We start from the raw sequence: 21,922 nt of genomic DNA on the forward strand, positions 1-21,922 counted from the left end.
TGATTCCTGATGGCTTGAAAACGCGCCAAACGGTCTAAAATCTCCCTCATGCAGCCCGCTCCCTCCCAGGCCTTCGACGGCAAGGCCTTTGTCAGTACGCTCACCACGTCGCCCGGCGTCTATCGTTACTTCGACGAGGACGGCGAACTGCTGTACGTCGGCAAGGCCAGCAGCCTCAAAAAGCGCGTGGGCAGCTATTTCCTGAAGCCGCGCATGGAGCCGCGCATTGCGGCGATGGTGTCGCAGATCGCCCGCTGCGAGATCACTGTCACGCGTACCGAAGCCGAGGCCCTGTTGCTGGAATCCCAGCTGATCAAGGCGCTGAAGCCGCGCTACAACATCCTGCTGCGCGACGATAAGAGCTACCCTTACATTTACCTGTCCGGTGGCGAAGACTATCCGCGCCTGGCCTTCCATCGCGGCGCGCGCAATCAGCCGGGCCGCTACTTCGGACCGTTCCCGAGCGCCTTTGCCGTGCGCGAAAGCCTCAACCTGATGCAGAAGCTGTTCAAGGTGCGCCAGTGCGAGGACAGCTACTTCCGCAATCGCTCGCGGCCTTGCCTGCAATATCAGATCGGCCGCTGCACCGGGCCATGCGTGAATCTGATCAGCACCGATGACTACCGCAGCGACGTCCGTCACGTGGAGATGTTCCTGGAAGGCCGCGGCAGCGCCGTCATCGACGAACTGGCCACCTCGATGGAGCAGGCCAGCACCGCCTTGAACTTCGAGCGTGCCGCAGCCTTGCGCGACCAGATCGCCACGCTGCGCAAGCTGCACGCGCAGAACCACGTGCAGGGCGCAACGGCGGACATGGACGTGATTGCCTGCCGCATCGAAGCCGGCATTGCTTGCGTCAGCGTGTTGTTCTTCCGCAACGGCATCAGCCTGGGTACGCGCGATTTCTATCCACGCTTGCCGCTGGACGCTGAGCCCGCCGATGTGCTGGCACAGTTCGTGGCGCAGTACTACCTGGACCGCCCGGTGCCGCGCGAGATCATCCTCGGCGAGCCGATCGCAGACGGGGCATTGCTAAGCGAAGTGCTGGCGCAGCAATGCGGTCATGCCGTGGAGATCAAGACGCGTGTGCGTGGCGAGCGCGCGCAATTCCTGCAGATGGCCGAGCGCAATGCGCAAGCCTCGCTCACCTCGCGCATTGCCAGCCGCCAGACGCTGGGTGCGCGCTTCGATGACTTGCAGAACGTGCTCGGGCTGGACGAGCCACCCAAACGCATCGAATGCTTCGATATCAGCCACACCCAGGGTGAATTGACGGTGGCATCCTGCGTGGTGTTCGGGCCGGAAGGGCCGGAGAAGTCTCATTATCGCCGCTTCAACATCAGCGGCATCACGCCCGGCGACGACTACGCCGCGATGCATCAAGCGCTTACCCGCCGTTTCCGCAAGGTGGCGGAAGGCGAGGGCGCGCGACCGGACCTGCTGCTGATCGATGGCGGTACAGGGCAGGTAGCCCAGGCGCTGGACGTATTGCAAGAGCTGGGCATCACCGGCATCGAAGTCGTGGGCGTGGCCAAGGGGCCGGGCCGGCGTGCCGGCGAGGAAACCCTGGTGCTGGCCGGCTCCGGCCGTGAGATTCACCCCGGCCCCACATCGCCTGCGCTGCACTTGGTGGCTGCCGTGCGCGACGAGGCCCATCGCTTCGCCATCAGTGGACACCGCAAGCGCCGCGAAAAAGCGCGCGAGCGTAGCGTGTTGGAAGAGGTGCAAGGCGTAGGCGCGCGCCGACGCGCGGCCCTGCTGAAGGCGTTTGGCGGCCTGGCCGGGGTGGAAGCGGCTGGTGTCGAAGAGCTGATGCAGGTGAAGGGCATCGACCGCAGCCTGGCCGAGCGCATCTATGACGCACTCCATGCGTAATCACACTTGTTCGTGAGACACTGCACGAAAAACGGAAACAGCCCATGCGCATCAATCTACCGACCTGGCTGACGCTGTTCCGCGTGGCGTTGCTGCCGGTGATGGTGCTGGTGTTCTACCTGCCGTTCCGGGGCCACAACGTTACCGCGGCGATCGTGTTCACCCTGGCCGGCGTGACCGACTGGCTCGACGGCTACCTCGCACGCCGCCTCAACATGACCTCCAAGTTCGGTGCTTTCCTCGATCCCGTCGCGGACAAGCTGATGGTGGCGGTGACGCTGTTCATGCTGGTGGCCTCGCATAAGGGTGATTGGTCGGGCATCGTGATGGCAATCACCGCGGCGATCATCGTAGGGCGCGAGATCAGTGTCTCGGCATTGCGCGAATGGATGGCCGAGATCGGCATGCGCGCCACGGTCAAAGTGGCTTTTATCGGCAAGCTGAAAACGGCGATGCAGGTAGTCGCCCTGATCGTGCTGATCCTGCAGCACGAAAAGGAGGCTGAAGCCTTGCGGCTTTACCACATCGGCGAAGGCTTGCTGGTGCTGGCTGGAGTGCTGACGATCTGGTCGGGCCTGCATTACCTGCGTGCGGCGTGGCCGGCGTTGCAGGATGAATAGTTGCACCTATTGCCGTTCGAAAGAAAAGTATCGCCGTCGTACAGCATAAGCTAGGGTACGGTCTTGGCATGCCAACGCATGCGCTAGGCTTAGTTTCGTAGCACAACTGATAAAAGCGGCGGGTTGTCCGTAACCCGCGCGCAAGTCGAAATTGCAAATGGATTTAGTTAGACCTCAGCGGCACTCGTTTCTCCCGCTCTCGCTTGGTACGCGGCGGGGGTGGGGGAGAAAAGCCACTGCTGATTCCCATTGTTGGCGGCAATGGGCCAGAGATGCGGTGTGGTGGTACTGTTTCCGCCGCCATCCAGAGCGTAAAGCTTATTGTTCCCCGCATTGATGAGCATAGCCGGGAATCCAGCAAATGGATTTGACGCGTTTTCGCCTCCTAACCACCAACTCATCGGAGATGCGGTCGTTAGAGGGGCCAGGATCAGGGTGTTGTTGGAAGTGTTGACGTCGATAACCAATGATTCCCCTGAACCTACAATTTGGAGTTGGAATACCTGGCTTGATTCCTTTGATGCGACCATTTTCCAAGTATAGATGTTGCCTGGTTTTCCCTGGACCAGTGCAATCGGGGTGTTCGGAGTTGGGGAATTCGAGCTGATCCCCAGATAAGCATAAGGTTGCTGGCTGCTATAGCAGGACAGCGTGAATGTGCCGTTGATGGTCATAACATCCTCTCCTTAGTTTGTGTTTGCCTGATGGGCGTTAAGGTGCTGGCCGTGATGGATGACCAGCGACTGGGGTAGTCCCTTACAAACTGCCTCCGATAGAAGGCTCTTGGCCATTGCGGCAAAAACTTATCCAGCGGTGGCGTAAGGATTTCTTCTGAAATGCTTCCGCCGGGTAAGTGATTGATATGGTTTGCGTTACCGTTATCTCGACCAGGCGGTCAAACAAGCGCCGATCACAGAAACGGGGACACCCTGATTCGCCGCAATCGCCCGGCCGCGCGTTCGTTAGGCAGCCGCCAGTTGTATGCAGGTAGCGCGTAGGCTGGGATGCCAATCCCAGCATTGCCATGCCTGCCGTTCCACCATCCCGACCCATGGGAGAGGCCGGTTGCGTTCAACAACATTCCGCAAGCCATCCACTTATCCGATCTGGACTTCAAGAATCCGGAAAACACGCAGTACTACCCCCCCTTTCTCGGCCATTGGAGTCACTCTTCCAGCGCCGGGCGTGGGTTGGTATTAGAACGCGACGAACACTTTTCGTGTGGCCGGGACGCCATTTCAAGCGCGTCATAAGGAAAGTGATGAGCACGAAGTGGTGACTTGAGCAGCACCGGGAAGTAGATCCCACTGAGAAACTCAGCCGGTGTCATCCATGCGAGGACGGCGGGAGTTGAATATCTCGATAGGGCAAGCCTGAACGCTCCCTCCCCCGAAAGAGAGAGGGAGCTACGACGCTTCAATAAGTCATTGCGGGTTGTGGCAGATGACCTGGGGATCTGGACTGCAAATGGCAAAATAGGGCTGAAGCCGGTTCATAGCAACGAGAATCACCCCAAATTTTCTGGTCCCTTGGTGCTCGTCTCTATATTCGACGTTGATGCTCCTGCGGTCCTGGCTAATGGCGATTCCTCCAATCTGGTTGTTCACTACAGCACCGTTTGCCAGGTTGGTACTGATATTCGCGCTGACAAATTCCAGAACCTTGAGGGGAGGATGATGTTCCGATTTATTGGTATCGTGCAACTCATACTTGATGCTGAAAGAGCCGTTGACTTTAGAAATTTCCATCAAGCCGGTGAGAGGGTCTATGAGCCCCAGCTGGGGAGATGTCGGTGTCCGAACAATTGATGTGTTCGGTTCTAGCTGAAACTTCCAATGATAGCCAGGGCCATATTCTGGAACGAAGCCGGCCTTTTCGAACGGGTGATAAGTGATGTACACCTTGATAGTGGCCAGGCATGGAGCATCGGTATTGCTGGAGTCAGTATTTGGTCTACTCATATTTCCTCCTTGAGCGTTTTAGTGGTTACTGCTTGCCGTATTGACGGCGTGCAGATAGTTGCCGTTTCTATAACCGTATTCGGCGAGTTGACGCATGATGGGTGCTGCTTTGTCGTGTTGTTCCAAGCATAGATAAGCTAGTGCTGTAGATGCCATAGCACGGTAGTCGCGCCTATTGTGTGCAAATGTATCGCTGGTTAAGTCAAGTACCTGACGACAATCTTTCAGTGATGCGCCCTGATTGCCTATTGCTCGTTCTGCCTGGGCGCGAAGCATTATCCAAGAAGTATGGTATTGCTTTTGGTCAATATCACCATCGGCTGTGTTGCCGCGATTATTTATGATGTCAAGCCCGGCATCGACTTGCGCATAAGCTTCTGTTGGCTGATTTAATCGCAAAGAGGCATAGGCGGCATTTGCATGTGCGAGGGCTTCCAGCGTTCGCCAATCCTCATTTTTTGGATTCAGTCGTGTCAATGTCGAGAGTTTTTTTGCAGCGGCAAGGTCTCCGGTGATCGCTTGCTGGAATTGGCCGCTCTCGGCGAGTAAAGCGTCTTTGAGAAGATATTCCTGTAATGCGGCGCTTTGCCATACCTGGTTTTTCGCGTCATGTTGCAACAGTCCATGGATGAGCGGTTCGGCTAAATGGAGGTCAGTATCTGCTTCTTGGTCTTTCCCCATGTCGATAAGAAGTCCGGCATGCTCTTCTAGCGCCAAGACCAGGCGGTAGCTCCATTGGTATTCTTCAGGTGCAGATTGCTGAAGTGTGCGCAGTTCCATTTGCCCTTGTTGGTACAGAGACAATGCTTGCTGTAAATCGCCGTTCGCTCTCCGCACGGTTGCGGCCCAGACAAGGCTGTCGGCAAGGTAGGCACGCAGGTTGTGATCGTCCGGGTGGCGGGCCAACGCCTTGCGTTTCAATTGAATGGATGCTTCGAATTCGCTAGCCGCGCGGGCGTCATCGCCGCGTTCCTGCGCGACGGATCCAAGACTGTTGCGAGCATAGGACACTTCGATCCATGCATCGACATTGTCCGGTTCGCGCGCGCTCATGCGTTCTGCGTAATATTGATATTGTCGGAAATACTGTTCTGCACCATTGAAGTCATCCTGGTCCAGCTTGATTTGCCCAAGCCAGAACGCATCGGCGCCTAGGTCCTTCAGTAGTTGGGCGCTTTCAAGTCCTTGCGCCAGGTTGCTTTCCAATAGGGCCTTGGCTTGGATCAAGGCATCATGCGCGCTATTGGGGTTGCCATGAGCGTATTCCACTTCGGCAATAGTTTGCAGGGCGCGTGCTTGCTGTTGTCTTGCGGCAGGACTAAGTGCATCAGGTCGTTGCTGACGTAGGTAATACAGTGCCTTGTTACCTACGCCATCAAGCAGGTCAAGCTTGCCCAGAGGCCTGAGCTTGTCGGCCAGGTCGCCAAGCATGTAACCCATCAGGCCTTCTGCTTCCCGTTGGTGTTGTTTGGCGACGATGGATGCCCGATGGGCAATCAAGCCGAAGCTGCCGGCCAGCAGGCCCAGCAAGGCAAAACAGGCGATGGCGACAAGTCGCAGCCGTTCGGCATGTTTCATGCGGCGGACGGATGCGGCGATGAAAGTGCGTACATCTTCGCTCAGTGGAATCGTGGCCTGATTCACCAGGTCACGGGCTTCTTCCAGTTGTCGCCCGCGTGGTAGCAGGCGGTGAACGTGTCGATTGTCGCCCAGCCATTGCCGGCTCAAGGCTTCGATGCGGCTGCGCAGGCGTAGTGCTTGCCGATGTGCCGTGATCCATTCCGCGACACGTGGCCATTGCCGTAGCAGTGCTTCGTGCGCGACGCCGAAAACCGGTTGCTCGTCAGCAATCAGGCTGACGAACAGCCGTTGTTCGACCAGTGCGTTCACGAGCGAGTGCTCGGCTTCGTTCTGCAAGATCGACCAGGGAGCATGATGGCCGCTGACGGCGTCGTCGTTGGCGCTCAACGTCACCAGCAATGAGAGGATACGTGGCAAGGTGGATCGCACGGCTTCGGGCAGACTGGCGAGCGTGGTGTCTGCGCGCCGCCCCAGGGCGCCTTCGATGCCGCCCAGGCTACGGTAGGCTTCGATGGTCAAGTTGCCGGTCTTGTCGCGCTGCAGATAAAGCTCCTGCAGCGTGTACTGCATGAGCGGCAGGGCGTCGGGACTGTTGGCGGCATCCTCGCAAAGCAAGTCGTCCAGTCGCGCGCGGGTGATGTCATCGATGCCGAACCGTAGTCCCGCCGTTTCCGCCGGCAGCCGGATCATCTGCGCGATCTCGGCGCGGCTAGGGGGATGCAAATCGAAATGCCCGCCAGTGGCCCTCGCTTCCATCAGCAATGGCTGTTTGGCGATATGCGGATAGAAATCGTTGCGGCAGGCGGCGATCACGATCAGGGCGCCGGTGCGTGCCAGTACATCGAGTATGGCGAGGAACTGCTGGCGCTGCGTATCTGCCACCGTGGGAGAGAAGATCGCCTCGAGCCGGTCCACGAACAGCACGGCGCGTGCCTGCGGATGGCGTGCATTGAAGTGTCGCAGTGCACCCAGCACAGCATCGGGTGTTTGCAGCAGCTTCATGCCGAGTCCATCAGCACTGTGGCCTTCCAGCAAGGGTTTGCCGTCGATCTCCAGGTCGATCAGCGCCGCGCCTAGCGCAGTGAGTGGGTTGGTGTCGCCGATACCGCCAAGATCGAGAATGGTGGAGGCTACAGCCTGGATCTTTTCGTCATAACGGCTTAGCGTCGGCAGCAGGCCAGCCTGAATCAGCGAGGTCTTGCCGCAGCCGCTAGGCCCGAGCACAAGCACGAGGGCGCGATCGGTTTGTCCCTGTGCCAGTACGGCGGCGTGCAATTGACGGATCGCGGCGTCGCGGCCGAAGAATACCGACGCATGCTCAGCGCCGAAGGCGTCGAGGCCAACATAGGGCGACCCTGTCGACCAGCCTTTGCTATTGACAGGTGTGGCCCCGCCGGGAGCCAACGACACCAGTGCCAGCGTGCGGTAGCCGCGCTTACGGACATTCTCGATATACGCAGGTTGTCCCGCGTTGTCCCCCAGTGCGCGCCGTAATTGGGTGATGGCCTTGTGGACCTGGTTCTCGCCGACGATCACCCCAGGCCAGCAACGCCGCAGCAATTCGTCCGCGCTGAAGATCTGGCCGGCCTGCCCGCATAGGGTCACCAGCACGTCCATGGCGCGCGGCTCGATCTGTACACGTTCGCCATCACGGCACAACGTGCAGGTGGATGGCTCCACCAGCCAGCCACCGAAGTGGAAATCCTTGGCATTCATCGGCGATCCCCTGTTACCGCCCCATACCGATTCGCTTTATTAGCAACTCTTGAAACAGGTCCCCCATGTGGCCATGCTGAGCCGCATGCAGTCACTTGGCCGGTAAATACACCAGAAAGCCAAGAGCAGTTGAGAAGCTTGATGCATATCCCCGAATTCGCTAAGGGTCTCCGGGAAGATGTGAAGGAAATGAATGTAGTAGGGCAGGGCGCTTGACGAATGGAATCCTGGCGCTAAAATGGGCGGCTCCGATGCGGGAATAGCTCAGTTGGTAGAGCACGACCTTGCCAAGGTCGGGGTCGCGAGTTCGAGTCTCGTTTCCCGCTCCAGAATTTGGTGACTGCACCATCCCTTAGGGCCAGCCTCAAAAGCTGGCCCTGAGCTTTTGTAGGCTGGGATGGCAATCCCAGCTTTCCATGCTGCATCCTGATGCTGGGATTGTCATCCCAGCCTACACGCCTTTGTCGATGACAGCGATGTACCGAATTACCAACAGCCTATGGCTGATTTTTTGAATGCGAACGACCGTTGCTGGCGGCATTCGTGAGGAAAAATGTGATCGGGATTTCATCGGGGACGTCTAAGATTATTTCCTAGTGCCGTCTTATTTCCTTCATATGACATAGCCGGTATTCTCGACTGGTCCAAGCGCCAGATTCCTCGGGGGAGGGGCTGCTTTACGTCTTGCGCTTGCGACAAGGAGAAAAAACTCAGGGCAACACTCTAGGGCTTTCGCACTCGCGAAGCGTTCGCTTGTGGATCGGTATTCATGCCGTTATCTGCACGGGCACTCATGGCTGCGATTAGACCTGTCCCGTTGAGCAAGTGCTACACGGCGCTCGCTCAGTGACCTTTCATCCTGATTTTTCTTGGGGAGAACTAAATGCAGTCCAAGCAAGCATTGCGCATTCGCCGTATGGCCAAGATGGTGTCGATGGTCGGACTTTTCGGCGCGGGGGCGTTCCTGTCCGCGGCGACCGCTTCAACTTACGACGTTGCCGCCGACGCACAAGCGCAGGCGGTGAAGTCGTGGCATGAAACGATGCGACACACGGCTACGCCTGCCGCCGGCTGTTTCCACGCTGCGTATCCCAGCGTCATCTGGGAAAAAGCCTCGTGTGGAAGCACGAATTACCGCTCCAACCCGCATGTGAACAACAGCGCGGCCGAAACCGTCGGCAATGGCAATGACTACGCCGCTGGCACCGCAAACCTCACCAGTTCGGCAACCGGCAGCTTCCCGGTGGTGACGGGAGTGACGAGCGAAACCGGGTCGGGCGGCGCCAACGATTACACGCTGCAGCTCAATACCAACCTGGCCAATGGTTCGCCGGCCTGCGCCAGCTATGGCTATTCGAGCTGCCAGGTGTGGGAGCAGTTCATCTACTCGTCCAATTACGGCACGGCGGGCGCGCAGGTGTTCATGCAAAACTGGATGTTCATTCCGGCGCACGCCAGATGCCCGGGCGGATGGAATCACTACCGCACGACTTCGTACAACGGCTGCTACAAGAACAGCAATGCGGTAAATACGGTGACCGTTCCGGCGACCCAGCTGGCGAACATGAAGCTGGCCGGTGCAGTCGCCGCCAACGGCAACGACACGGTGACCTTCACCAATGGCGCCAATGCCTATGCGGTGAGCGAGCCCGACAGCACGCTGGCTATCGCCTATGTGTGGAACCAGTCCGAGTTCAATATCGTCGGCAATGGTGGTGGCTCGGCGGCCACCTTCAACACCGGCTCATCGGTGACGGTGAACGTGCAGGTGAACGATGGCAACAGCAACGCTCCGAGCTGCCTGGCCAATGCCGGCTCGACCGGTGAAACCAACAATCTGAACCTTGGCTCGTGCTCTGCCACGGGCGGCACCTCGCCGTATATCCAGTTCACCGAATCGAACTGATAGCCTCTCGCGTCCATGGAGTAGCCGCCGCCCGGTGGGGCGGCGGCTTTTTTTCACTTCGCCCCAAGTACCGGTGTGTTTACGGCGAACCGCCCGGCAAACGAAACCGGGTCAAGCGGCAGGGGGGGCCTCTGGCCGGGGGCGGGGCGGGTGCTATGGCTGCGACAGCGTGAATTTGGATGGACCCGGCTATTCACATCCAAATCGATTCTGCTATAGTTACCGACTCCGATGCGGGAATAGCTCAGTTGGTAGAGCACGACCTTGCCAAGGTCGGGGTCGCGAGTTCGAGTCTCGTTTCCCGCTCCAGATTCAAGCAAAACCTCGGTGAGCCGAGGTTTTGTTTTTTAAAGCGGACCCAAGACCTGCTAAGGTTGCGGTTCCACGCATTGGCCAGGTGGCAGAGTGGTCATGCAGCGGCCTGCAAAGCCGTGTACGCCGGTTCGATTCCGACCCTGGCCTCCAATGCGTGTACTGAAAAGCGCCTTCATGGCGCTTTTTCTTTGTGGGGTAGGGGAACTTTGTGATGGATTGCATCGACTGGCTGAAGTCACGGACCCAGTGATCCGGCTATGACCTCGAAGGTCACGCAAACGACGGGCATCGCCTCACTCGGTTTCCTCCCAATACGTTCGCATTCGCGAGAAAAGAACGCCCAGTGCGCTTGGCGCCAGTATTGAAGAGAGCCATCGCCTTCGCCTTCAACGAGAGCGTGTTCATCGGTGACCGCGGAGTAGGGCATGACATCGACACTGACGATCCGGGTGATGAGCGACGCGTTGCCCAAATGATCGACCACGATTTCGATGTCACCCGCTTGCGGAAGGGAGTCATGATCATGCTCATACGACCAGGCGAGACTGGCATTTGCGCGTTTTTTGCCGTTGTGGATGAGGGCTAACAGCTCTTGCGAAAGTTCATCCGAGTCGCCATAGCCATCCATGCGTACGCGATCAGGCTGGTGGGTGATGCCCAGCTGCCCAAGTTTTTCGAGAACTTCATCAAGAGTAAAGGCGAGCGACATGGGGCGAAATGCTCGTTAGACCGTAGGCTGGGATGACAATCCCGGCATCAGGAAGCCGGCATCGAAGCTGGGATTGTCATCCCAGCCTACGTTTGCTCAGGAAGACATGCATCGCGCGTTTGCCGGCCACATGTTTCGTGCATTCGTAGCCCAGGGCGCGCATGTCCAGGCCGTGCCAGAGGTTTTCGCCTGCGCCGAGCAGGACGGGCCGAACGGCCAGGTGCAATTCATCGATCAAGCCGGCTTGCAGATACTGGCGAACGGTGGATACGCCACCGCCCAGGCGGACGTCGCGACCGCCTGCTGCGTCCATGGCCAGCTTGAGTGCCGCATGGATGCCTTCAGTCACGAAGACGAATTCCGTACCGCCGGCCATTTTCAGCGGCGCGCGCGGGTGGTGTGTCAGCACAAACACTGGCGTGTGATACGGCGGTTCTTCGCCCCACCAGCCTCGCCAGCTTTCGTCCGGCCACGGGCCGCGGATCGGGCCGAACATATTGCGGCCGAGGATCCATGCGCCGATGTTGGAGAAGCCTTGTTCGGCGATGTCGTTATCTACGTCGGTTTCTCCGCCTTCCTGACCTTGCATGCGCTGCCACAGGCGCGTGTGGAAGAACCATTCCATGAGTTCGGGGCCGCGCACGCCCAGTGGATGGTCCAGGTTCTGGTCGGTGCCGGCACCGTAGCCGTCGAGAGATACCGCAAAACTTTGCACACGAAGTTGGGGCATGGAAATCTCGCTGAGGGTCGAGGTCGTGGGTGGTTGTTAAAGCTTGCCACGATTCAAGGGGGCATTGCCGCAAGAATAGGCGGTAAAGGAAACGTGAATGGTCGGGTGCTTTTATCGCGCTGCTGAATCGCGGATCGGTCGTGCTGAAAAATTCCCCAGCCTGCACGCGAGTCCCTGCTACATTTCGGCTTCCGGTAGGCGAACTACCATCAGCAGGGGAAGTCCCATGTCCCGTATCCAAGGAAGTCTCGTTCGTAAAGCAGCACTCGCCGGTCTGACTGCGTTTTGCTTTTCCTCCATGGCCTTTGCCCAGACCGCCGCACCGGCGACTGGATTGGGTCAATCCTGGCCGAATGCTACGGACGTAAGTGCCAGTCCGAATTGGCACGTGTACGTGTTCGTGTTGAATGGCATCAAGTACATCCAGGTCAACGATCTGAATGGCACGGTGCACGCCGCCGTGGGTACCGCCAGCGGTACGTCGATCGTATTGCCAGTGGGTGTGGATGCTCAGAATGTAGTGACGCCTGCGGCGAACGCGCCTGCGTCGACGTCATCCAGTGCGGTTTCGACGGAGACGGTCTATCAAGACAGCGCAACTACGGTGACGGCCACGCCCCAAACCAGTGGGGCGACGCAGTTCAATGTGATGAGCATTAAATCCTGTCCTACCGCGTCATGCAGCGGCAATGGAGGTGCTTGACTAGGTAGGGATTACTTCACCCACAGCCGCAAGGGGGGAGCAAAGCGAGAGATCTCCCTTTGCTCCTCCTGGACCGCATCATGCAGCATTGCGGTTAGCTGGAGCCGATCCCCGGGTATGCGCATATGTAGCAAGCCATCGAAGATGCGCACATGGTCCCGTATTTCCGGGATGTCCAAGGTGCTTGCACCTAGTTTGGCCGCCAGGAGTTTGCGCTCTTCCGAGTGAAAAACCGCATTGGCAACACCGGTTTCTTCCAGCACGCCTTCTACGCGGAGCACGATCCAGCGTTTTCCGTTAGTTTCTCCTCCGCGAAGCACCAGGCTAACGCGGGTGCAGGCGAGCCTGGAGGTCACATAGACCACAGCTTCGCAAGCCGTTCGATAAGTGGCGGTGAGCACAGCCGGATTCAGTCGACTGAATCCGCGGCCGCTGATCTCGCAGCGATAGGCGATGCCGGCTTCATCGAGCGCACGAGCAACCGTTTCATTCAAGGCAGCCGGCAATCCGCGTTCGCGCCATGCCACGGGATGCATGTTTTCGGCGAGGCGATACACCTGGCTCTGCGTGTTCAACGCTTGTTTGTAGAAGGCATGGCTTTCGATGTTAGGCACAATACGCCGCATCTGCTCAAGCAAGCGGCTGTTGGTGATGTGCAAGGTTCCCGCAAGGTATTCCAACGCCTGGGATGTGTGCCGCATCCGCTGCTCGCTAAGCTGGAGACTCTGCCTTGCAACGCGTTGCACATTAAGCAAGCTAAGCCGCTCTTCTTCTTCTTTCGCAAGCTGGACGCTGATACGTGCTCCCAGCACAAACAAGGATGTAACGGTAATGGTCAAAAACGCCATTGCCGTGTAGAGCTGGCTATTCGGAGCCTCTTCTGAAGTAAGCGAGACGGAGATGCAGGCGATAACAAGAGGGCCGCTTATGGCTACAGCTCGCCAGCCATGTTTCAGCGTCAGCCATGCCATCGGTAAAGCCATGGCTATGGTTGCTATGAGGCGGGTTTGATCGTTGCCTGTCTGGTTTAGCCAAGCAAGAAGGCAGATCGATGGAATCAGCAGCGTTGCCGTATCGAGCGTCAAACGGCTGCTCAGTATTTTGTGGATCTGTTCGCGCAAGTGGCCTGGCCGTGAATCAAGCCATGCCATCAATACCCATGGCACGATGGAGACGATGGCTAGATAAGGGCCTAGGAAAAAATCCACCAGCCATGACGCGGGGGCAAACGGACCTTGTACCGTTTTTGCCAAGGAGGCGGCGGTCCAGCTGTACGCCATACTACCCAGCGAGACAAGCAGGATGCATGCGAGCAGCGCCTTTATGTCCACCACGTGTTCCGACTTGGAAGGAAGCGGCGGAAACTTGCTACGGCACCACCATACGATGGGCATGGCTACGGCAAAAGGTGGGATGCACCGAAAAGCGATCCACGCCTGACCAAGTTCTGTGCAGGGGAGTACTTCGTACGCATTGGGCAGCGCTTCGCCAACAAAAAGCGCAGGCCAAAACCGATAGGGCGTCAAGAGGAGGCAGGCCAAGCGTATGCCGGCATGAATCGGCCAATGCGCAGTGGATAAAAATGGATGTATCGAGAGATATAGAAGCCCGTAGCCGACCGCAACCCCCAACTGCAGTAGCCAGTCATTAGCCCACCAGCGCTTCCCCATGCGTTCTCCCCCGCTAAAGAAAATCCCCAAGATGTAGGCGTCCTTGCACAAACACATTCCCGCCAGATTAACCTAAGAATAAGACTATGCCGGCTGTGAAGTCTGTGTGAGCAGGGTCAAGAATCGGACAATCGGGTGCCATATTAATGGAGCAGACTCGGGTCCAGGTACGAATTTTTACGAAAAGGCGAGTCCGCGGCGGTTGGCCGCACGCCTTGACTCGCTATCGGCCGCATGGCCGGAGCCTTGAGAATGCAAAGGCCGGTTAGCACACTTAAAGGGCTTTAAGGCAACCCAAAGTGTCAGCTAAGCCAAGGCAGCTAGCCTGGGTGCCGAACCAAGAACCCACGGTGGAGAATGCAGGTGCGGCTGCTTCGTAAGGATTCGCCAGATGGCCGGGCATTGCCTCTGGCCCAGGTACTGCGGCTAGGCATGCTGGCAAGCGCGGTAGCCCTCACCGGCTGTGCAACCTACTCGCCTTTGCCGCTGGGCGAGGGGCAGGGGGCCAAGGACGTCGCGCACCTCTCTGTCGACACTTCGACCATGCCGCTGCCGGCGCTACGCTCCCACCCGTTTGATCTCTCCCATGGGATGGACGTCACCGACGTGGCGATCCTGGCGGTTGCCAACAGCCCGGACTTGAAGGTGATGCGCGACCAGCTGGGCGTGGCGAAGGCCCAGGCCTTCCAGGCCGGCTTGCTGCCGGATCCGCAGATCTCGCTCAACCAGGAATACCTCACCCATCCCATTCCGGGTTTCCGGACCTCGTCCGCCTACGGCATCAGCGAGGACATCACCAGCCTGCTGCTGCGTTCCACCCGCAAGGCGGCGGCCAATGCGCAGGCCGAACAGGTAAACCTGGACCTGCTGTGGGCGGAGTGGCAGACGATTGCCCAGGCGCGGCAGCTGTTCAACCAGATCGTGTCCCTGCGGGAACAGCAGCAACAGCTTGCCGCGGAGCAGGCCGCGTTGAAGCCGGTGGACGGTTATGTGCGCCAGGCTCTGCAGCAGGGCAACCTCACCTTTGATGCCGCCAGTGCCGGCCTCAATGCCTATGCCGATGCGACCAAGCGGCTGTCCGATAACACGGTGCAATTGCACCAGGCCGAACACGATCTGCGCTTGCTGCTCGGCCTGGTGCCGGATGCCTCGCTGGACCTGATCGGGGAGCCCTTCCAGGCTTCGCCGACACCCGACCAAGTGGAAGTCGCGCTGGCCAGCCTGCCGCAGCGGCGTCCGGACCTGCTGGCCTTGCAGGCCGGCTACAAATCGCAAGAGGCCACTCTGCGTGGCGCAATTCGCGCGCAGTTCCCCGCGCTGACTTTCGGCGTCGATCGCCAAAGCGATAACTCGGGCGTCGGTTCGCACGGCATCAATATCGGTTTTACCTTGCCGCTGTTCGACCGCAACCGCGGCAACATCAAGATTGAAAAGGCGACGCGGCAGCAGCTCAAGGATGACTACGAAAACCGCGTGCTGAGCACGCGCAACGACATCCGCCAGTTGCAGCTCGACCAGGACACACTGGCCAGGCAGCGCGAGCAGTCGCAAGCGCAATCCAAGCGTCTGGACCAGGCGCGCAGCGCCGCCGAAAGCGCGTGGCAGAAAGGCCTGCTTGATTGGCCGACCTATTTGTCCATACGCGCCAATGCGCTAAGCGCGGATATGGATTACATCGCCGCACGTGATCAGCAATCACAGCAGGCGATCGCGCTGGAAGCCTTGCTAGGCAGTACCGACCTCCAACCCACTTCCGTAGCCGCCTCCCAACCATGAATCGATCTGCTCTTACGCGTGCCGCGCTCGCGGCCCTGATGCTTGCTGCACTCGCCGGTTGCGGCAAAGGCGGCGCCGATGACGATGAGGCGCCAGAGGTGAAGGGCAGTGTGCTGGTCACCACCACAGCGCCGGCCAGCCAGACCTTCCACGACACCATCCAGGCCTGGGGTACGGCCGCGGGCGATCCGCATCGCGCCGGTACCATCAGCCTGGGACACGGCGGCCAAGTGACCGGCTTGCTGGTGGCTGGTGGACAAACGGTACAGCGCGGGCAGCCCTTGCTGCGCATTGCCCCCGACCCGGTGGCTCGCAACGCGTTCCTGCAAGCGCAAAGCGCACTTGAACTTGCCACCGGCGAACTCAAGCGCACCGAGCAGATGGCGGCCCAGCATTTGGCCACGCAATCGCAGATGGCTACGGCACGCAAGGCGTTGGACGATGCCAAGGCCGGGCTCGAAGCACAGCGCGCACTGGGCGGCGGCACGACCGAAGAAACCGTCAATGCACCTGCGGAGGGTGTAATAACCGCCCTCAACGTCAACCTCGGCGATCGCTTCCAGGCCGGTACGGCCTTGATGAGCTTCGCGCCGGCCCAGGCACTGATCGCGCGCCTTGGCGCGCAGCCGGAAGAGGGCGCGCACTTGAAGCCAGGCATGCCGGTGACCGTGCAAAGCGCCTATGGCAGTGGTGAAGCTTTGCATGGCCGGCTCGATGTGGTCGGGCGCGCGATCGATGCGCAAACCCATTTGCTGCCGCTGCAAGTCAGCTTGCCGGCGGAAGCGAGCAACGTGCTGGTGGCCGGTGCGGCTGTGCAGGCAAGCATCGACACCACCAACTACACCGCCTGGGCGCTGCCGCGCGCGGCCGTGCTGCAGGATGACAAGGGCGCTTATGTGTTTGTGGTGGACAAGGACAAGGCCAAGCGTATCGATGTCACGTTGAAACATCCGGACGGCGATACGGTCGGCGTGCAAGGTCCGCTCGATGCCAAGATGCAGGTGATCGTGAGCGGCAATTACGAGCTGGACGATGGCGACGCCGTGCGCGAACACGACGAGCCCGCCAAGGGAGATTCCAGCAAGGACGAGGATACGGCCAAGGACAAGCAGGAGTCGGCCAAGTGAACAATGTGGGGTGGATCCAGCGACATTGGCGTTCGCTGCTTTTCCTGGTGGTTATGTTGGCGATTGGCGGCATCGGCAGCGCAGTGTTCATGCCGGTATCCATGTTTCCCAACGTGCAATTCCCGCGCATCGTGCTTTCGCTGGATGCCGGCGATCGCCCCGCTGACCAGATGGCGATCGCGGTAACTACGCCGATCGAAACTGCACTGCGTCGGGTGCCGGGCGTACGCAACATCCGCTCCACCACCAGCCGTGGCAGTGCGGATGTTTCGATCACGTTCGACTGGGGCACGGACATGAGTCGTGCGTTTGGCGACGTCAGCGCGGCGGCCAGCCAGGTGTTGCCCGAGTTGCCGGCGGGGACGCAGCTCACCACGCGCCGCATGGATCCCAGTTCGTATCCGATGCTGGCCTACAGCCTGCGCTCGCACACCTTGTCACCGAGTGCCTTGTACGACCTGGCGCAGTATCAGTTGCGACCTTTGCTCAGCGGCATCGCCGGCGTTGCGCGCGTACAAGTGCAGGGCGGGGAAGTAGCCGAATTCCATGCGGACGTGGATCCCAGCCGCCTGCGCGCGCAGGATCTGAGCCTCACCGACGTGGCCACCGCCGTCAGCCATGCGGCGACCATCGAAGCGATGGGGCACGTCTCCGATCACTACAAGCTCTATTTGCTGCTGGCGCAGAACCAGCCGCGCACAGTAGAAACGCTACGCCAGGTGGTAGTGCGCGCCGATAGCCATGGCATCGTGCGCCTGGGCGATATTGCCGACGTCACGCTCAGCCATGTACCGCAATGGATTCGCGTAACGGCGGATGGCCAGGATGCAGTGTTGATCCAGATCCTGCAGCAACCTGATGGCAACAGCGTGCAGATCGCGCGCGACGTCAAGCAGCGCCTGCAGGATTACGCGCCGCAGATGCCGGCCGGCGTGCAGGTCGCCAACTGGTACGACCAATCGCAACTCGTCACCGGTGCGGCCGGCAGCGTGCGCGATGCCATCCTGATCGGCATCGTGCTCGCCGGCCTGGTGCTGTTCCTGTTCCTACGCAATACGCGCGTGATTTTTGTTGCCATGTTGGTGGTGCCGTCGGTACTGGCGATCACCGTGTTGCTGCTGCACGTGCTGGGCATGAGCTTCAACATGATGACGCTCGGCGGCATGGCGGCGGCGGTAGGCCTGATCATCGACGACGTGATCGTGATGCAGGAACACATCATGCGCCGACTGCAAGGCGCAGACGGCGACGTGAGTGCGCGGATCGGGCGTGCGGCGTGGGAGTTCACCCGTCCGTTGACCGGTTCCAGCGCGGCGACCGTGGTGATCTTTGTGCCACTGGCGTTCCTCACCGGCGTCACCGGCGCGTTCTTCAAGGCCTTGTCGCTGACCATGGCCAGCGCCTTGGTGATTTCCTATCTGCTGACCTGGATCGTGGTGCCGTTGCTGTCGGAGCGGTTGCTGGACCAGCGCCATAGCGCCGATCATTCGGGCGGCCGTGCCACACAGCAGGTCAAGCAGCGTTATGAAAGCGTGCTCAAGCGCTGGTTGCAGCGGCCCATTTGGATCCTGGCGCTGGTGCTGCCCTTGATTGGCGTCGGCGCATTGGCGTTCAGCCAGGTCGGCACCGGGTTCATGCCGGCCATGGATGAAGGCGGCTTCACCTTCGACTACATCTCCAAGCCAGGCACCTCGCTGGAAGAAACCGGACGGCTGCTTACCCAGGTCGAAGCGATCATCCGCGCCAATCCCTACGTGGATACCTATTCGCGCCGCACCGGCTTGCAGCTTGGCGACGCGCTGACCGAAGCTAATACGGGCGATATTTTCATTCGCCTGAAGACGGGCTCGCGTCCTTCCACCGAAGAGGTGATGAACGACATTCGCCAGGAAGTGGAAAAGAAAGTGCCGGGCCTCGATGTGGAAGTGTCACAGCTGATGGAAGACATGATCGGCGACCTGGTGTCCGTGCCGCAGCCGATCGAGATCCAGCTGTACAGCGACAACCCCGAAGAACTCAACGATACCGCGCAGAAAGTCGCCGACGCGCTAGGCAAGATCAGTGGCGTCAACGGCGTGCTGCCGGGCATCAACCCGGCCGGCGATGCCTTGGTCATGACCGTAGACCCGGCCAAGGCGGCCTTGCAAGGGCTCGATCCCCAGGCGGTGACGGATCAGGTCAACGCGGCAATCGAAGGTACTATCGCCACGCAACTGCCCACGGACGGCAAGATGGTAGGCGTGCGCGTACGTTTGCCGACTTCCGCCTATAAGCGGCTGGAACAGGTTTCGGCGCTGCCCATTCGTGCCGCGGACGGCCATTTGCTGCCGTTATCGCAGATCGCCAAGCTTGAGATCGCGCAAGGACAACCGGAAATCACCCGCAACGATTTGAAGCGCATGGTGGCCGTCACCGGTCGTATCAGCGGGCGCAGCATGGGCTCGGTGATCAACGACGTGAAAGTGATGCTGGCCAAGCAAGGCATGTTGCCTAAAGGTATGTACTACCAGTTGGGCGGCTTGTACCAGCAGCAACAGGAAGCTTTCAAAGGCTTGACCGTGGTGCTGCTAGCCGCCATCGCCCTGGTGTTTACGTTGCTGTTGTTCCTCTACGAGAGCTTTCGCGCGGCGCTGGTGATCATGCTGATGCCCTTGCTGGCGATCGGCGCAGTGTTCATCGGCCTGTGGCTGACCGGCATCGAGCTGAACATCTCCGCGATGATGGGCATGACCATGATCGTGGGCATCGTGACGGAAGTGGCGATCTTCTATTTCTCCGAGTTGGAGGAAGTCGCAGGAAAGATGCCGTTGCATGAGGCCTTGCTGGAAGCGGCCCGCCACCGCATGCGGCCGATCCTGATGTCGACCATGGCGGCGATCCTCACCCTGTTGCCGCTGGCCCTGGCCATCGGCTCCGGCTCGCAGATGCAACAGCCGCTGGCCGTGGCCATCATCTCCGGCCTGTTGCTGCAGGTGCCGCTGGTGTTGCTGGTGATGCCAGCTTTGTACGGCGCACTGATGCGCAAACGTTGACGTAGGCTGGGATGCCAATCCCAGCATTGCCATGCTGAGAAGATCGCGGAGCTGGGATTGGCATCCCAGCCTACGTATGCGTCGATGCATCCGACCTGCTGCTGCAGGTGCCGCTGGCTTTGTATGGCGCGCTGATGCGCAAACGTTGACGTAGGCTGGGATGAAAATCCCAGCATTGCCATGCTGAGAAGATCGCGAAGCTGGGATTGGCATCCCAGCCTACGCATGCGCTGATGTATCCGGGCAGATCTTCCGCTAATCGCTCGCTGCGGATCGTTTAAAGACGAGTTTCTGCGGGTTTGGATATTTCCTCACTCGTCATCAGTGCCATTAGAGGGCCTGGAGGAAGGACTTCAAGTCTTCCCTTTCCTCGACAGTGAGCTGCAACGGATGACCCGCCTGCAGGCTGCGATAGTAAACCTCGCGATCGATCGCATCATCCAGCGTCGCCACGCTCCCATCGTGCATGTAGGGTGCCGTATGCGACACGTCGCGTAGGGATGGCGTTCGAAACAGGCCGATATCAGCAGGGTCCTGGGTGATATTGAAGCGACCCAGTTGCGCTTCATCCGCATGGGTGGCGACGCGATTGCCAAGGGCACCACCTTGCAGGGAACGCTTGATCACATCTTCAGTAAGAGCAGGCAGGTTTGCAGTGATGGCATCGAGGCCCACACCCGTGCGATGGTAGGCATGGTCTGTCAGCATCGCGGGCGTGCCTTCCAATCGATGGCATTCGGCACAGTGTCCTTTGCCTTGGAAGATGGCAAGACCTAATAGCGCGCGTGGACTTAGCTGTGTTTTGTCGTGACGCGCGGCGTAGCGATCGTAGGCGCTCTCTGGCGATCTCAATGACCGAACATAGGCCGCCAACGCGGCGGCCATGTGTTCGGAAGAGATGGCGGGCTTGGCGTCAGGAAATGCCTGCTTAAAAGCTTGCGCGTAGGCCGGGTCTCCCTGCACGCGCTCAAGTAATTGAGCTTGGTCATGCAATCCCATCTCCACCGGATTGGTCAGCGGGTCCATCACGGCCTGATCCAAGGCGCTACGCCGGCCATCCCAAAAAAAGGCCGTTTCCTGCGCATCCGCAAGCGTCATCAAGCTCGGCGTATTGCGCGTACCCGTGCGTCCTTCCACGCCAACCGCCACCTGTCGCCCATCCGTATAGTCTTTTTCGGGCATGTGGCACGACGCACAGCGGACTTTGCCATCGGCACTGAGATGGGAATCGTTGAAGAGCTGTTTGCCCAGGGCGATGCGTTGGGCGAGCAGTACTTGCGTATCCGGCTGCCGCCCGGATTGATGACCGACAACAACTGCGCCCACGACCAGACCGCCGAACAGGGCGATTAGCCCTATGCGGCGGAATAAGCGTGATGTCGGCGACTCCAACAAAGGCGTGTCCTGACTGCCTGGTTGAATTACATGGTCACAAAACGCACAGTCGCGCCGCTGGACTTGAGCGCCGCCGCATCGGCCGCTTGCTCGGAAGCATCGCTTACCACCATGACAACGATGCCCTTCATGGCTTCGGTCTTGACTTGCTTGGACAGGTTCGTGATGAACACCGTCGTTTGCTTGGCATCCGGACCACCCAGGATCAGCATGCCGCCAGGCATCAGGATGGGGCCGATGCCATGGACGATCGAATCGCTTTCGTTCTGGCGCCGACCATTGGCCGCCACGCTGTCGCCGCCTGGGATGACATAGATATAGGGCTTCATGCCGACATCCTTGCCATGCAGCTTGCCTTGCTTGGCAAGATAATTGCCCCAGGTGTTTTCGTCCGCGGTGGCCGCCGGCTTAGCGGGGCCTGCTGGCGTTGACGCGGCCGTGTTCGAAGTGTCACCTGTAGAGGCCGGATGGTTGCATCCCGCCAAAGCCAAGGCCAGTCCGCCTACGCAGATCATCCATCCTGACCGAATCATGGGTTCCCTCGTAAAGAAATAACGCTACCCCTGTGAAGGGACCCGCGATCGAGTCCATTCGTCTTCACACACTTCCGGCGGGCATTAAAACCCATGGATGGATGCCGTGGCTACTGTCGATGCCTTCACAAAATCGTCACGCCAATTTGTGATGGTATATACAACATCATGCCCGTGTTACGTTCGATGTGACGCGGGCAAGGGAAAGCCCAGACACGGGCATCACGCGTGATATCAAGCCAGCCGTTCATGAGCGAACGGCATAAGGGACGT

Annotated in this window: 16 protein-coding genes and 3 tRNA genes; 11 read left to right on the forward strand and 8 right to left on the reverse strand. The window is 59.4% G+C overall.

The genetic code is table 11. The features are described from left to right. Positions 1-48 precede the first annotated feature (48 nt). Positions 49-1,875 carry an excinuclease ABC subunit UvrC gene (gene uvrC / locus QQJ96_RS22925; RefSeq protein ID WP_284334367.1) on the forward strand — a complete coding sequence of 609 codons (1,827 nt, stop codon included), beginning with the start codon at positions 49-51 and terminating at the stop codon, positions 1,873-1,875. Positions 1,876-1,919: 44 nt separating this feature from the next. After that, positions 1,920-2,495, forward strand: a complete 576-nt coding sequence (pgsA, locus tag QQJ96_RS22930) for a CDP-diacylglycerol--glycerol-3-phosphate 3-phosphatidyltransferase (protein ID WP_284334368.1) — start codon at positions 1,920-1,922, stop codon at positions 2,493-2,495. Positions 2,496-2,662: 167 nt separating this feature from the next. On the opposite strand, the gene QQJ96_RS22935 is transcribed toward pgsA, so the two are convergent. The 3 genes from QQJ96_RS22935 to QQJ96_RS22945 all read right to left on the reverse strand — a co-directional run bounded on the left by QQJ96_RS22935 (position 2,663) and on the right by QQJ96_RS22945 (position 7,753). Continuing rightward, complete coding sequence (locus QQJ96_RS22935; protein WP_284334369.1) at positions 2,663-3,169, reverse strand: hypothetical protein; 507 nt, start codon at positions 3,167-3,169, stop codon at positions 2,663-2,665. Between the two features lie 750 nt (positions 3,170-3,919). Further along, positions 3,920-4,456, reverse strand: a complete 537-nt coding sequence (locus tag QQJ96_RS22940; protein WP_284334370.1) for a hypothetical protein — start codon at positions 4,454-4,456, stop codon at positions 3,920-3,922. 18 nt (positions 4,457-4,474) lie between these two features. Then, positions 4,475-7,753 (reverse strand): nSTAND1 domain-containing NTPase, encoded by a 3,279-nt coding sequence (locus QQJ96_RS22945; protein ID WP_284334371.1) that lies wholly within the window; start codon positions 7,751-7,753, stop codon positions 4,475-4,477. A gap of 253 nt (positions 7,754-8,006) precedes the next feature. On the opposite strand from QQJ96_RS22945, the gene QQJ96_RS22950 reads away from it, so the two are divergent. From QQJ96_RS22950 to QQJ96_RS22965, 4 genes are all read left to right on the forward strand, one after another. Beyond that, a tRNA-Gly gene (locus QQJ96_RS22950) sits at positions 8,007-8,082 on the forward strand. 554 nt (positions 8,083-8,636) lie between these two features. Then, positions 8,637-9,659 carry a hypothetical protein gene (locus tag QQJ96_RS22955; protein ID WP_284334372.1) on the forward strand — a complete coding sequence of 341 codons (1,023 nt, stop codon included), beginning with the start codon at positions 8,637-8,639 and terminating at the stop codon, positions 9,657-9,659. A gap of 233 nt (positions 9,660-9,892) precedes the next feature. Beyond that, positions 9,893-9,968, forward strand: a tRNA-Gly gene (locus tag QQJ96_RS22960). Between the two features lie 82 nt (positions 9,969-10,050). After that, positions 10,051-10,124, forward strand: a tRNA-Cys gene (locus QQJ96_RS22965). Between the two features lie 85 nt (positions 10,125-10,209). Here QQJ96_RS22965 and QQJ96_RS22970 read toward each other — a convergent pair. Beyond that, entirely contained in the window at positions 10,210-10,683 is a 474-nt protein-coding gene (locus QQJ96_RS22970; protein WP_284334373.1) for an ASCH domain-containing protein, read from the reverse strand. 76 nt (positions 10,684-10,759) lie between these two features. Beyond that, positions 10,760-11,413, reverse strand: a complete 654-nt coding sequence (locus QQJ96_RS22975; RefSeq protein ID WP_284334374.1) for a dihydrofolate reductase family protein — start codon at positions 11,411-11,413, stop codon at positions 10,760-10,762. A gap of 226 nt (positions 11,414-11,639) precedes the next feature. Between QQJ96_RS22975 and QQJ96_RS22980 the strand changes: the two genes are divergently transcribed. Next, positions 11,640-12,116 (forward strand): hypothetical protein, encoded by a 477-nt coding sequence (locus QQJ96_RS22980; protein ID WP_284334375.1) that lies wholly within the window; start codon positions 11,640-11,642, stop codon positions 12,114-12,116. Between the two features lie 11 nt (positions 12,117-12,127). On the opposite strand, the gene QQJ96_RS22985 is transcribed toward QQJ96_RS22980, so the two are convergent. Next, the gene (locus QQJ96_RS22985) at positions 12,128-13,786 is read right to left on the reverse strand and encodes an MASE1 domain-containing protein (RefSeq protein WP_284334376.1); all 1,659 of its coding nucleotides are present in this window, start codon (positions 13,784-13,786) and stop codon (positions 12,128-12,130) included. Between the two features lie 363 nt (positions 13,787-14,149). On the opposite strand from QQJ96_RS22985, the gene QQJ96_RS22990 reads away from it, so the two are divergent. Genes QQJ96_RS22990 through QQJ96_RS23000 form a run of 3 tightly spaced genes read left to right on the forward strand, consistent with a single transcriptional unit; the run spans position 14,150 to position 19,721 of the window. Beyond that, positions 14,150-15,562: a TolC family protein gene (locus tag QQJ96_RS22990; RefSeq protein WP_284334377.1), complete on the forward strand. Its 1,413-nt coding sequence runs from the start codon at positions 14,150-14,152 to the stop codon at positions 15,560-15,562. Next, entirely contained in the window at positions 15,559-16,689 is a 1,131-nt protein-coding gene (locus tag QQJ96_RS22995; protein WP_284334378.1) for an efflux RND transporter periplasmic adaptor subunit, read from the forward strand. The genes QQJ96_RS22990 and QQJ96_RS22995 overlap by 4 nt, the downstream gene beginning before the upstream one ends. After that, entirely contained in the window at positions 16,686-19,721 is a 3,036-nt protein-coding gene (locus QQJ96_RS23000; RefSeq protein ID WP_284334379.1) for an efflux RND transporter permease subunit, read from the forward strand. The genes QQJ96_RS22995 and QQJ96_RS23000 overlap by 4 nt, the downstream gene beginning before the upstream one ends. A 330-nt stretch (positions 19,722-20,051) precedes the next feature. On the opposite strand, the gene QQJ96_RS23005 is transcribed toward QQJ96_RS23000, so the two are convergent. Beyond that, the gene (locus QQJ96_RS23005; RefSeq protein ID WP_284334462.1) at positions 20,052-20,993 is read right to left on the reverse strand and encodes a cytochrome-c peroxidase; all 942 of its coding nucleotides are present in this window, start codon (positions 20,991-20,993) and stop codon (positions 20,052-20,054) included. Here QQJ96_RS23005 and QQJ96_RS23010 point away from each other — a divergent pair. Then, positions 20,943-21,074 carry a hypothetical protein gene (locus QQJ96_RS23010; protein WP_284334467.1) on the forward strand — a complete coding sequence of 44 codons (132 nt, stop codon included), beginning with the start codon at positions 20,943-20,945 and terminating at the stop codon, positions 21,072-21,074. The two genes, QQJ96_RS23005 and QQJ96_RS23010, sit on opposite strands and share 51 nt — an antisense overlap. 68 nt (positions 21,075-21,142) lie before the next feature. Here QQJ96_RS23010 and QQJ96_RS23015 read toward each other — a convergent pair whose 3' ends face one another. Beyond that, positions 21,143-21,649, reverse strand: a complete 507-nt coding sequence (locus QQJ96_RS23015; protein ID WP_284334380.1) for a hypothetical protein — start codon at positions 21,647-21,649, stop codon at positions 21,143-21,145. Positions 21,650-21,922: the final 273 nt, after the last annotated feature.

Origin of the sequence: Dyella flagellata, assembly GCF_030160275.1 — a bacterium.
Lineage (GTDB): Bacteria > Pseudomonadota > Gammaproteobacteria > Xanthomonadales > Rhodanobacteraceae > Dyella_B > Dyella_B flagellata.